The sequence below is a fragment of the Priestia koreensis genome (assembly GCF_022646885.1).
Taxonomy (GTDB): Bacteria; Bacillota; Bacilli; order Bacillales; family Bacillaceae_H; genus Bacillus_AG; species Bacillus_AG koreensis_A.
Map to the genome: position 1 here is coordinate 282526 of NZ_CP061868.1, position 13807 is coordinate 296332.

The following is a 13807-nucleotide window of genomic DNA, read 5'->3' on the forward strand; positions in this document are numbered from 1 at the left end:
CGATATAGGCGGTGAATTCAATGCGATATTTAAGTGAAAAATTATTAGTAGGTTTGAACCCGCAGCAGCAGGAGGCCGTTAAGACAACGGAAGGTCCTCTTTTAATCATGGCTGGTGCCGGGAGTGGTAAAACGCGAGTATTAACCCATCGTATTGCGTACCTAATGGCGGAGAAGGAAGTGGCTCCTTGGAACATTTTAGCCATTACCTTTACGAATAAGGCTTCGCGTGAGATGAGAGAGCGTATTACGAAGCTGTTAGGTGGAGCAGCAGAAGATATTTGGATTTCAACGTTCCACTCCATGTGTGTCCGTATTTTACGACGTGACATTGACCGAATTGGATACAATCGTAACTTCACAATTCTTGATACGACCGATCAGCTATCGGTGATCAAAGCGATTTTAAAAGACCAAAACATTGACTCCAAAAAGTTTGACCCTCGTTCTTTACTAGGTACGATTAGCGCAGCGAAAAATGAATTAATCACACCAGAAGAGTTTGCAAAAAACACAGCAGGTCCTTACGAACATGTTGGGAGTCAGGTGTACACAGAATATCAAAAGCGTCTTCGCAAGAATCAAGCACTTGATTTCGATGATTTAATTATGATGACGATCACGCTCTTCCAACGTGTTCCGGAAGTGCTGGAGTTTTATCAACGAAAGTTCCAATACATTCATGTGGATGAGTATCAAGATACGAACCGTGCACAGTATATGCTTGTAAAATTCTTAGCAGCTCGTTTTCAAAACATCTGTGTGGTCGGGGATTCCGATCAGTCGATTTATCGCTGGCGCGGTGCTGATATTAAAAACATTTTATCCTTTGAAAAAGACTATCCTCGTTCTGTAACGATTCTGTTAGAACAAAACTATCGTTCAACGAAGAATATTTTAGCAGCGGCCAACAAAGTGATTGAAAATAACGTTGGGCGTAAAGCGAAGAATCTTTGGACAGAAAATACGGACGGGCAAAAAATCTATCACTACCAGGCAATGAGTGAAAGTGAAGAGGCTCAGTTCGTGGCAAGTAAAATCAAGCAAGCGGTGGATAGCGGGAAACGCAAGTACAGTGATTTTGCGATTTTATACCGTACAAATGCACAGTCTCGTGTAATGGAGGAAGTGCTTTTAAAATCAAACATTAGCTACTCCATCGTGGGCGGTACGAAGTTCTACGATCGCAAAGAGATTAAAGACATCTTGGCATACCTGCGTCTTATTTCCAACCGTGATGATGATATTAGTTTAACGCGAATCGTGAACGTTCCGAAGCGTGGCGTAGGTGCAACGTCTGTCGATAAAGTGCTGAACTTTGCCTTAATGGGTGATATGTCTGCTTTTCAGGCACTTCAAGATATTGAGCTCATTGGTCTAAGCGGCAAAGCGACGAATTCGCTTATTTCGTTCCGTGAGATGATTGGAAACCTATCGAACATGCAGGATTATCTATCCGTTACAGAGCTGGTAGAAGAAGTGCTAGAACGCACAGGATACCGAGAATCATTGAAGGTGGAAAAAACAATTGAAGCGCAAAGTCGTCTTGAGAATATTGACGAGTTTTTATCTGTTACCCAAGAATTTGAAAAGGTAAGTGAAGACAAAAGCTTAGTGGCCTTTTTAACCGACCTCGCTCTTGTAGCTGATATTGATAAACTCGATGACGAAGAAGAGGACCCAACCGATCAAGTGATTATGATGACTCTTCACTCGGCGAAAGGACTTGAGTTCCCAGTCGTCTTCCTACTCGGTATGGAGGAAAGTGTCTTCCCACACAGTCGATCCTTGTTTGAGGATGAAGAGATGGAGGAAGAGCGCCGACTTGCGTATGTAGGGATTACTCGAGCGGAAGAAGAGCTTTACTTGCTTCATGCGCAGATGCGTACGTTATTTGGGAAAACGAACGTGAACCCAATGTCTCGATTTATTAAAGAGATTCCAAGCGAATTAATTGAAGGATTAAATCAAAAGAAACAAGCGCCAAAATCTGCGGCAGCTGCCCCAAGACGTGCATCATTCACAAGACCTGGCATGACATCAACAGGCGGAGAGTCGCTTGATTGGAAAGTCGGTGATCGTGCTGCACATAAAAAATGGGGAACAGGTACGGTCGTAAGTATTAAAGGTGAGGGCGACTCTAAAGAACTAGATATTGCTTTCCCAAGCCCAACAGGTATTAAGCGCTTATTAGCGAAATTTGCCCCAATTACAAAGGCTTAATGAACGAGTAAAGGAGAAAACAAATGGATTTTGAACAAGCAAAAACGCGTGTCCAAGAGCTTCATGAACTTTTGAATCAGTATAACTATGAGTATCATGTTCTCGATCAACCGAGCGTTCCTGATGCAGAATATGATCAGCGTCTTCACGAGCTTATTAAGCTTGAACAGGAGTATCCGGAGCTTTTAGTTGCTCATTCGCCTACACAGCGCGTAGGTGGACAGATTTTGGATGCCTTTGAAAAGGTCGAGCATCGTACGCCAATGCTGAGCCTAGGAAATGCTTTTAATGAAGAGGATTTACGTGATTTTGATCGCCGCGTTCGTCAAGCAGTCGGTGATCGTTTCTCCTATGTATGCGAGCTAAAAATTGATGGGCTAGCAATTTCACTTCGCTATGAGAATGGCTACTTTGTTCAAGGTGCGACGCGCGGAGATGGTACCATTGGTGAGGATATTACGGCGAATCTAAAAACGATTCGCTCGATTCCTTTACATATTAGCGACGAACATACGCTTGAAGTACGCGGTGAGGCATACATGCCGAAGAAATCGTTTGAGAAACTAAACAAAGTAAAAGAAGAAAACGGTGAGATGCTGTTTGCGAATCCACGAAATGCTGCTGCTGGTTCTCTTCGTCAGCTCGATCCGAAGATTGCAGCAAAGCGTAGTCTCGATATCTTTTTATACGCAATGGCGGACGCTGGAAAGACAGGTGTAAGGTCTCATAGTGAAGGCCTAGATCTATTAGACCAACTTGGCTTTAAAACAAACCAAAATCGTCGTAAATGTGCTACGATCGAAGAGGTTTTAGCGTACGTGGAAGAATGGAGTGCGAAGCGCCCCGATCTTGCTTACGAAATTGATGGAATTGTTATCAAAGTTGATTCCTTTGATCAGCAGGACGAGCTTGGTACGACCGCGAAAAGCCCGCGCTGGGCAATCGCGTATAAATTCCCAGCAGAAGAAGTTGTGACGAAGCTTTTAGACATTGAGCTGAATGTCGGAAGAACAGGTGTAATTACCCCAACGGCTGTATTAGAGCCTGTAAAAGTAGCAGGAACGACTGTGCAACGCGCATCTCTGCACAATGAGGATTTGATTCGCGAGAAGGATATTCGCCTCGGTGACTATGTGGTCGTGAAGAAAGCAGGAGACATTATTCCGGAAGTTGTGAACGTTCTAACGGAAAAACGAACGGGCGAAGAACAGGAATTCTCCATGCCGACACACTGTCCAGAGTGTGAGAGTGAGCTTGTTCGCTTAGAAGGCGAAGTTGCTCTTCGTTGTATCAATCCGAGCTGTCCGGCCCAAATTCGCGAGGGCCTCATCCACTTTGTTTCACGAAATGCGATGAATATTGACGGTCTAGGTGAGAAGGTTATTACGCAGCTGTTCCGCGAAGAACTGGTCCATGACGTAGCTGACCTCTATAAGCTAACCGCTGACCAGCTTACGGATTTAGAGCGAATGGGTGAAAAATCGATTGAGAACTTGTTAAAAGCAATTGCAGCATCAAAAGAGAATTCGCTTGAGAAGCTTCTATTCGGACTTGGGATTCGTCACGTTGGAGCAAAAGCTGCCAAAACACTTGCACAAACGTTTGAAACCATGGAAAATCTTAAGAGTGCCACATACGATGAATTGGTTGCTGTGAATGAAATTGGCGATAAAATGGCTGATGCAATCGTCACGTATTTTGATCAAGAAGAGGTACACGAGCTGCTAGAGGAATTAAGCAGTTACGGTGTGAATATGACCTATAAAGGTCCGAAGCTTGTGAATGCGGATGAGATTGATTCGTACTTCGCCGGAAAAACCATCGTTCTTACTGGAAAGCTTGAGCAGCTTGCACGTAATGAAGCAAAAGCGGCTATTGAAGAGCTCGGTGGGAAGGTCACAGGAAGCGTAAGTAAGAAAACGGATCTTGTGGTTGCTGGTGAAGACGCAGGATCAAAATTAACGAAAGCACAGGAATTAAACATCGAAGTGTGGAGCGAGGATCAACTCGTTCAAGAATTAAATAAATAGGCTGTTTTCATATAGTCGGTAGGCAAGCTTTTGGCTTGCCTACTCATATGATTAAAAGGCCGATAAATAAGAGGTGTATGTTTTGAAAAGAGCTTTAACACTGTCTCTTGGTGTCATGTTGGTGATGTCTGCTTGTGCGCCGAATTTTAGCAAAGAGCAAGAAATTGTGCAGAAAACAGACGATTCAAAAGAAAAAGCCATCATTCCGAATTATAGTATTTCAAGTGATACTTACAACACGACACTTCCTTACAAGGAGGGAGTAGCGCGAGGGTTAGTCGCTTCGAATTTGAATAACCGAATGGACACGGACGAATTTGAGACAGGCTTGATGAGATTAGCCAAAGACAATTATCCGTCTAGTAAATATCTTTTCCAAGAAGGTCAATACATTGATAAAGACACAGCGAAAGCTTGGGTAGCACGTAAGCTGACGGATCAGCAATATGCGGAAGCTAAAAAGAAGAACAAAGATGTCCAAAATATTGGTCTTAACCCGATTAATACAAACAACAAAGGTGGAAAAACGAGTCCTATCTACTTATCACATCTTGTGGAACAAGACTATTTGGTTAAGAAGAACGGTAAGGAAGTAGAGCTTGGCGGGATTATGCTTGGTCTTGCAATGAATCCTGTTAACTCCTATGTAGAAGCTGACGGTACGCCGAAGGAAGAAATTACGTCCCGAGCGAAACTGCAAGATGAAGGGCAAAAAATTGCGAATCAAGTCGTTGATCGTATGCGCAAAATGAAAGGACTTGAAAACGTCCCAATTAATATTGCGTTATTCGAAGAAAAGCCAAATTCCTCTAAAGTTCCAGGCAGTTTTATTGCAATGGGAACTTCCAACGAGGGAAGTGTAAGAGTAGACGGCTGGTCTAAGATCAACGAAGAATATGCTTTATTCCCATCCACTCAGGCGAGCGACGAGCATGGCGTTCATGCGACAAAGTTTAATAACTTTAAAAAGCAAATTGAAAAGTATTTTCCAAACTTCACAAGTGCGGTAGGTCAAGGGTTCTATAAGGACGGTTCTCTTCAAAAGCTGGATATCACGATCGAGGTGCAGTTTAAAGGAAAAGGAGAATTGGTCGGATTTACGCAATTTGTGGCGGGGGAAATGACGAAATATTTCCCGAAAAATATTGAGACGAATGTAAACATTCAGTCGGTTGAAAGCCCTGAAAGTATTATCGTTCGCAAAAAAAATCAAGATAAGCCATTTGTTCATATTTATAAATAATGCGAGTAAAAGAGGAAACAGGAAAAAAATTCTGTTTCCTCTTTTTTTCGGCTATATAAGAATTTTAAGAGAGATTGTTGCTGTAACGGTTAATAAAGCGTTCTCATTTTTATGGATAATTATTACTTAATGGTTATAAAAAGTATTTTAAAGGAAGAAAAAGTATTGAACAGAATAATTTTAAGGTTTGAAGTAGTCAGTATATTTTAGTAGAATAGGATTTGTAAGTTTCTTAGGTTTGTAGATAGCATTAGGAGGCGGATATAAAAATGGTAGTACCTTACAAACATGAACCGTTTACAGATTTCACTGTACAAAAAAATGCAGACGCTTTCAATGAAGGCCTTAAGCTAGTTCAAGCGTATTTAGGTAAAGATTATGATTTATTAATTGGTGGAGAGCGTATCTCTACAGATGATAAAATTGTATCGACTAACCCTGCTAATAAAGAAGAGGTTATTGGTCGCGTTTCAAAAGCAAACCAAGAGCTTGCGGAAAAAGCTATGCAAGCAGCAGACAAAGCGTTTGAATCTTGGAGAAAAGTAAAGCCTGAAGTACGCGCAGACGTATTATTCAGAGCAGCAGCGATCGTTCGCCGCCGCAAGCATGAATTCTCCGCTTTATTAGTAAAAGAAGCAGGTAAACCATGGAATGAGGCAGATGCAGATACAGCAGAAGCAATTGACTTCATGGAATACTACGCACGTCAAATGTTGAAATTAAAAGACGGTGCACCAGTAGAAAGTCGTCCTGGTGAGTACAACCGTTATTCTTATATTCCGTTAGGTGTAGGCGTTATCATTTCGCCTTGGAACTTCCCGTTTGCAATCATGGCAGGAACAACAGTAGCTGCGATCGTAACAGGAAACACGGTATTATTAAAACCAGCATCTACAACGCCAATCGTAGCCGCTAAATTTGTAGAAGTAATGGAAGAAGCAGGTCTACCAGCAGGCGTACTTAACTTCGTTCCGGGTAGCGGTGCAGAAGTTGGAGATTACTTAGTCGACCATCCACGCACTCGTTTCATCAGCTTCACAGGTTCACGTGATGTAGGTCTTCGTATTAACGAGCGCGCATCAAAACTGAACGACGGACAAATTTGGTTAAAACGCGTGATCGCTGAAATGGGCGGTAAAGATACAATTGTCGTAGATAAAGAGGGAGATGTAGAATTAGCAGCGAAATCAATCGTTTCTTCTGCATTTGGATTCTCTGGACAAAAATGTTCTGCTTGCTCACGTGCTGTCATCGTAAAAGACGTGTACGATCAAGTCGTAGATCGCGTAATTGAATTAACGAACAAACTAACGCTTGGTGAAACAACGACTCAAGAAACGTTCATGGGTCCTGTTATTGACCAAAGCGCATTTAATAAAATTATGGAATACATTGAGATTGGTAAAAATGAAGGGAAGCTTGTAGCAGGTGGAGAAGGCGACGACTCTAAAGGTTACTTCATTAAGCCAACTGTATTTGCTGATGTAGCTGCTGATGCTCGCATCATGAAAGAAGAAATCTTCGGACCAGTTGTGGCGTTATCAAAAGCAGAAGACTTCGATCATGCATTAGAGATTGCGAACAACACAGAATACGGGTTAACGGGTGCTGTGATCACAAACAACCGTGCACACATCGAGCAAGCTCGTGAAGATTTCCACGTTGGAAACCTTTATTTCAACCGTGGTTGTACTGGAGCGATCGTTGGTTACCAACCATTTGGTGGGTTCAACATGTCAGGTACAGATTCAAAAGCGGGTGGACCTGATTATTTGGTGCTTCACATGCAAGCGAAAACAACGTCCGAAACCCTGTAATTGTTGACCTATTAAAGAAGACCCTAACGGTGTAGAGCTGTTAGGGTCTTCTTTAATAGACCTAAGTGGAGGAGGCTCCCCTTTCGGGGTTAGCCTCCTCCACTTAGGCAAATCTTTGGAACTTTTTGAAAGAATTCTTGGGGGCTGGATAATCTTAGAGCGTTTAGAGCCCTTTATTTTTTATTAAAAGTTATTTGTTTTCTTAAACCAGTCTTTTGGGGCTGGTTTTTTATTGGTTATTTTGGAAATACTAGATCGATAGATAAGGTAATTTTCATTGTATAAATGGTTCTTTTAAAGAACCGTATGTCAACTACTTCACAAGTGTTGCCTGATACTAATGAAGTTTGGTATTATCAGTATATTGCAAGTGGGACGAATATTCGGAGGTGAAGGATAAATGTCAAGAATTTCAACAGATGAAGTAAAACACGTAGCACATTTAGCTCGATTAGCCATTACAGAAGAAGAAGCAAAAATGTTCGCTGGTCAGCTTGATGCCATCATTTCATACGCTGAGCAGTTAAATGAATTAGATACAACAGGTGTTGAACCAACTTCACACGTATTAACAATGAAAAACGTAATGCGTGAGGATGAGCCGAAAAAAGGTTTACCAATTGAAGACGTGGTAAAAAATGCACCAGACCATAAAGACGGATACGTTCGAGTACCAACTATTTTAGAGTAAGAAGGGAGGCTTTCTCATGTCACTTTTTGATCACAAGATTTCAGAATTACATAGTCTTTTACACAAAAAAGAACTTCGTGTTGAGGATCTCGTAGAAGAATCATACAAACGCATTGGGGAAGTAGATGACAAAGTAGGAGCGTTCTTGGCTTTAAACGAAGACAAAGCACGCGCTTACGCAAAAGAATTAGATGGGGCATTAGGAACAAAGGACAGCTTTGGCCTATTGTTCGGTATGCCAATCGGTGTGAAAGATAACATCGTAACAAAAGATTTACGTACAACATGTTCAAGTAAAATCCTTGAAAACTTCGATCCAATTTACGATGCAACGGTTGTGAACAAGCTTCGTAGTGCAGAGGCTGTAACAATCGGTAAATTAAACATGGACGAGTTTGCGATGGGTTCATCAACAGAAAACTCTGGCTTCAAGGTAACGAAAAACCCTTGGAACCTTGATCATGTTCCTGGTGGATCAAGCGGTGGTTCAGCAGCTTCTGTAGCGGCTGGAGAAGTACCATTCTCATTAGGTTCTGATACAGGTGGTTCGATCCGTCAGCCTGCTTCTTTCTGTGGAGTAGTCGGTTTAAAACCTACATACGGACGTGTATCCCGTTACGGTCTAGTAGCATTCGCTTCATCATTAGACCAAATCGGACCAATCACTCGTAACGTTGAAGACAATGCATACCTTCTACAAGCGATTTCAGGCTTAGATCCAATGGATTCTACTTCTGCTAACGTGGAAGTAGCTGATTATGTATCGGCTCTTAAAGAAGATGTAAAAGGTCTTAAAATTGGTGTTCCAAAAGAATACCTAGGTGAAGGTGTAGACGAAGAAGTTCGTCAATCTGTTTTAGATGCTTTAAAAGTACTAGAAGGACTAGGAGCAACGTGGGAAGAGGTTTCCTTACCGCACTCTAAGTACGCTCTAGCAACTTACTATCTACTATCTTCTTCAGAAGCTTCTGCTAACCTTGCACGCTTTGACGGTGTTCGTTACGGTTACCGTGCAGACAATGCAGAAAACTTAATCGAAATGTACAAGCAAACACGTAGCGAAGGCTTCGGTGACGAAGTAAAACGCCGTATCATGCTTGGAACATTCGCATTAAGCTCTGGTTACTATGATGCTTACTACAAAAAAGCACAACAAGTTCGTACATTAATTAAAAAAGATTTCGAAGACGTATTTGAAAAATATGATGTAATCATCGGGCCTACAACGCCAACACCAGCATTCAAAATTGGTGAGAAAACGAATGATCCATTAACAATGTATGCGAACGATATTTTAACAATCCCAGTAAACCTTGCGGGCGTACCAGGAATTTCAGTTCCTTGTGGCTTCTCAAACGGTCTTCCATTAGGATTACAAATTATCGGTAAGCATTTCGATGAACGTACAATTTACCGTGTTGCAAATGCATTCGAGCAAGCAACAGAGCATCACAAAGAAAAACCAGCGCTGTAAGGGGTGAGAAAACAATGAACTTGGAAACGATTATTGGTCTTGAAGTCCACGTCGAGCTAAAAACAAAGTCTAAAATTTTCTCTGGTAGTCCAACAGAATTTGGAGCAGATCCAAATACGCAAACAAGCGTAATCGACCTTGGGTACCCAGGTGTACTACCAGTATTAAATAAACAAGCGGTAGAATTCGCAATGAAAGCAGCGATGGCACTGAACTGTGAAATCGCAACCGATACGAAATTCGACCGTAAAAACTACTTCTATCCAGATAATCCGAAAGCATACCAAATTTCTCAATTTGATAAGCCGATCGGTGAAAATGGTTGGATTGAAATTGAAGTAAAAGGGAAAAAGAAACGCATCGGGATTACACGCCTTCACCTTGAAGAAGATGCAGGTAAATTAACGCATACTGGCGACGGTTACTCACTTGTTGACTTCAATCGCCAAGGTACGCCGTTAATTGAGATCGTATCTGAGCCGGATATCCGTACTCCTGAAGAGGCGTATGCATACCTAGAAAAATTAAAATCCATCATTCAATATACAGGCGTATCTGACTGTAAGATGGAAGAAGGATCTCTTCGCTGTGATGCGAACATTTCGCTTCGTCCATACGGTCAAGAAAAGTTCGGAACGAAAGCTGAGCTTAAAAACTTAAACTCATTCACTTATGTCCAAAAAGGTCTTGAGCATGAGCAAGTGCGCCAAGAAAAAGTATTATTATCTGGTGGACTAATCCAACAAGAGACGCGTCGTTACGATGAGTCAACAAAAACAACGCTTCTTATGCGTGTAAAAGAAGGATCTGACGATTATCGTTACTTCCCAGAGCCAGACCTTGTGGCTCTTCACATTGATGACGCATGGAAAGAACGCGTTCGCGAAAGCATTCCTGAGCTTCCAGATGCACGTAAAGCACGCTATGTAAACGAGCTTGGCTTACCTGCATATGATGCAATGGTTCTAACGCTTACGAAAGAAATGTCTGATTTCTTCGAAGAAACGTTAACAAACGGTGCAGACGCGAAGCTTGCTTCTAACTGGTTAATGGGTGAAGTATCTGCCTACTTAAACGCAGAGCAAAAAGAGCTAGCTGACGTAGCATTAACACCAAAAGGCCTTGCGGGAATGATTAACCTAATCCAAAAAGGGACAATCTCTTCTAAGATTGCGAAAAAAGTGTTCAAAGAATTGATTGAAAACGGTGGAGACGCAGAGAAAATCGTAAAAGAAAAAGGATTAGTTCAAATCTCTGATGAAGGTACATTACGTAAAATCGTAACGGAAACATTAGATGCAAATGAACAATCTATTGAAGACTATAAAAACGGTAAAGACCGTGCAGTTGGCTTCTTAGTAGGTCAAATTATGAAAGCAACAAAAGGTCAAGCAAACCCGCCAATGGTGAACAAAATCTTGCTTGAAGAAATTAACAAGCGCTAAGAGATGATAACTTGGCAGAACTAGAAGAGTAAGTGGCCTTTAAAGGGCCGCCTGCTTTTTCTCGCATCCATGACGATAAAAGCACCTTGGGATTTAGTATGTCTAAGGTGTTTTTGTTTGTAAAAAAGGACAATTGAGACTATATTCAGAGTAGAGATTGTCTATGATAATAAAAGTGTATGAAAAATTAATCATTAAATAGGATGATGAAAATGAAACGAGCACGAATTATTTATAATCCTACCTCTGGTCGTGAGGCGTTCAAAAAGAACTTACCAGAAGTACTTCAAAAGCTAGAACAAGCTGGATATGAAACATCGTGTCACGCCACAACGTGTGCAGGAGATGCGACAGAAGCAGCCCGCATAGCGGTAGAGCGTAAATTTGATGTGGTCATCGCAGCTGGTGGAGACGGAACGATTAATGAAGTCATCAATGGAATCGCGGAACAAGATTATCGTCCGAAGCTTGGGATCATTCCGATGGGAACGACAAACGACTTCTCAAGAGCTATCAGTGTACCACGCTCTATTGATGCGGCATGTGAAATTATCGCACAAGGGATTACGGCTCCAATTGATTTGGGATGTGTAACGAACGATGGAAAAACGCAATATTTCATTAATATCGCTGGTGGCGGCCGACTAACGGAATTAACGTACGAAGTACCAAGTAAGCTAAAAACGATGCTTGGTCAGCTTGCGTATTACTTAAAAGGGATGGAGATGCTTCCATCCATCAAACCAACGAACGTTCAAATCGAGTATGATGGAAAAAGCTTTGAAGGCGAAATCATGCTGTTTTTGGTCTCTCTTACAAACTCTGTAGGGGGCTTTGAAAAGCTCGCACCAGATTCTTCTTTGAACGACGGACTATTTGATTTAATTATTTTAAAGAAAACGAATTTGGCTGAGCTGATTCGTATCGCAACACTTGCACTGCGTGGTGATCACGTCAACGATCCAAACCTTATTTATACAAAGGCAAGCAGTGTAAAGCTTTATACAGAAGACAAAATGCAGCTTAACCTAGACGGTGAGTTCGGTGGATTATTGCCTGGTCATTTTGTTAATTTATATCGTCATATTGAAGTATTTGTACCAAAAGAAAAAGCAGATATTATGTTAGATTAGTCTGAAGGCATGACCGACTGAGGGTCATGCCTTTTTCAATAATTTTGTGGAAGGGGCGTTTTCTCTTTTCGTCTCCTTATGGTACAATCAGTTCAGCATTTTAAGATAAAGGATGTAACGATAATGGCTAAATTTATTCCACCAATTCAAAAGAATGATATGATAGATGCTCGTTTTGAAGACTTAACACACGATGGTTCAGGTGTTGCGAAGGTTGATGGCTTTCCCATTTTTGTACCGAACGCATTGCCTGGTGAAGAAGGGCAAGTGAAGGTAACGAAGATTAAGAAGGGCTACGCATTCGGACGTTTAATGGAGCGTACAAAAGACAGTGAGTTCCGCATGGAGCCGCCGTGTCCGATTTATACGCAGTGCGGGGGCTGTCAGCTTCAGCATGTGAGCTATGAGGGGCAGCTTCAATTTAAACAAAAGCAGGTGCAGGACGTAATGGCACGCATCGGACGTTTGCCGAATGTACCCGTACACCCTGTTCTTGGTATGGAAGAGCCTTGGCGCTACCGTAACAAAGCGCAGGTTCCTGTAGGTGAGCGTGATGGTCGTTTGATCGCAGGATTCTACCAAAAGCGCAGCCATGAAATTATTGATATGAACGAATGTATTATTCAGCATACGGAGAATGATGAAGTTGTACAGCTTATAAAGGACATTCTAAATAAATATGATGTTCGTGCGTACAACGAAGAAAAGCACAAAGGAACGATTCGCCACGTGATGGTTCGCTATGGTTTAGTGACGGGAGAACTAATGGTCGTGCTCGTGACAAGAACAGAAGAGCTTCCGCACAAGAACGAAATCGTTCGTGACATTGTAGAAGCGGTTCCGAACGTGAAGTCGATCGTCCAAAACGTGAACAGCAAGAGAACGAACGTGATTCTCGGAGACAAGACGAACGTTCTTTGGGGAGAAGAATACATCTATGACTACATTGGTGATGTGAAATTCGCGATCTCAGCGAAATCCTTCTACCAAGTAAACCCTAAGCAAACGAAGGTGCTTTATGATAAAGCGCTCGAATATGCCGAGCTTACAGGTGAAGAAACGGTCATTGACGCTTACTGCGGAATCGGAACAATCTCTCTGTTCCTCGCAAAAAAAGCGAAAAAAGTATACGGCGTTGAAATCGTCCCAGAGGCAATTGAAGACGCAAAACGTAACGCCAAACTAAATGATATTCATAACGTTGAATTTGCCGTAGGAGAATCAGAAACAGTTATTCCAGCATGGAAAGACCAAGGCATCCAAGCAGATGTGATCGTCGTCGATCCACCGCGCAAAGGCTGCGAAGAGTCCCTACTAAATACGATTATTGAAATGAAACCAAAGCGCGTCGTCTACGTATCATGCGGCCCAGCTACACTAGCAAGAGACCTACAAATCCTAGAACAAGGCGGATATGAGGTCAAGGAAGTACAACCAGTGGATATGTTCCCGCATACTACGCACGTTGAGTGCTGTGCGTTGATAGTACGAATTAAAAAATAAGCAGATGAAGTGGAGGTCCTGTAGTGGACCTTCGCTTTTCCATCTGCTTTTATTTCAATTTTTTTAATTAAACGATGAAGTAAATCAGGAGTTAATTCTTTGAATTCTACAAATACTTCAAGCTGTTTTTTTAACTCATACAAGGAAGTTTCATCGTCCTTTGTTTGAAGATAAATCTCTAGTTCCTGTATGTTTATTGATAATGTATGAATTTGTTTATTAAGATTATCAATATATTCATCATATGCT

Annotated in this window: 9 protein-coding genes; all 9 read left to right on the top strand. The window is 41.8% G+C overall.

The genetic code is table 11. The features are described from left to right. Window positions 1-20 precede the first annotated feature (20 nt). The 9 genes from pcrA (at window position 21) to rlmD (ending at window position 13558) form a co-directional block, all read left to right on the top strand. Window positions 21-2222, top strand: coding sequence for a DNA helicase PcrA (pcrA, locus tag IE339_RS01575; protein ID WP_242172959.1), 2202 nt, complete (start codon window positions 21-23; stop codon window positions 2220-2222). 23 nt (window positions 2223-2245) lie between these two features. After that, window positions 2246-4252, top strand: a complete 2007-nt coding sequence (gene ligA, locus IE339_RS01580; protein ID WP_242172961.1) for an NAD-dependent DNA ligase LigA — start codon at window positions 2246-2248, stop codon at window positions 4250-4252. Between the two features lie 73 nt (window positions 4253-4325). Next, window positions 4326-5495 (top strand): CamS family sex pheromone protein, encoded by a 1170-nt coding sequence (locus tag IE339_RS01585; protein WP_242172962.1) that lies wholly within the window; start codon window positions 4326-4328, stop codon window positions 5493-5495. 269 nt (window positions 5496-5764) lie between these two features. Continuing rightward, window positions 5765-7312, top strand: a complete 1548-nt coding sequence (pruA, locus tag IE339_RS01590) for an L-glutamate gamma-semialdehyde dehydrogenase (RefSeq protein WP_053403204.1) — start codon at window positions 5765-5767, stop codon at window positions 7310-7312. 400 nt (window positions 7313-7712) lie between these two features. Further along, a complete protein-coding gene (gene gatC / locus IE339_RS01595) occupies window positions 7713-8003 on the top strand; it encodes an Asp-tRNA(Asn)/Glu-tRNA(Gln) amidotransferase subunit GatC (RefSeq protein ID WP_053403203.1) in 291 nt (96 codons plus the stop codon). Between the two features lie 16 nt (window positions 8004-8019). Further along, a complete protein-coding gene (gatA, locus tag IE339_RS01600) occupies window positions 8020-9477 on the top strand; it encodes an Asp-tRNA(Asn)/Glu-tRNA(Gln) amidotransferase subunit GatA (protein ID WP_053403202.1) in 1458 nt (485 codons plus the stop codon). A 14-nt stretch (window positions 9478-9491) separates the two neighbouring features. Continuing rightward, window positions 9492-10922 carry an Asp-tRNA(Asn)/Glu-tRNA(Gln) amidotransferase subunit GatB gene (gene gatB, locus IE339_RS01605; RefSeq protein ID WP_242172965.1) on the top strand — a complete coding sequence of 477 codons (1431 nt, stop codon included), beginning with the start codon at window positions 9492-9494 and terminating at the stop codon, window positions 10920-10922. A gap of 212 nt (window positions 10923-11134) precedes the next feature. Continuing rightward, a complete protein-coding gene (locus IE339_RS01610) occupies window positions 11135-12055 on the top strand; it encodes a diacylglycerol kinase (protein ID WP_242172968.1) in 921 nt (306 codons plus the stop codon). Window positions 12056-12178: 123 nt separating this feature from the next. Next, window positions 12179-13558, top strand: coding sequence for a 23S rRNA (uracil(1939)-C(5))-methyltransferase RlmD (gene rlmD, locus IE339_RS01615; RefSeq protein ID WP_242172971.1), 1380 nt, complete (start codon window positions 12179-12181; stop codon window positions 13556-13558). The last annotated feature ends 249 nt before the right edge of the window (window positions 13559-13807 follow it).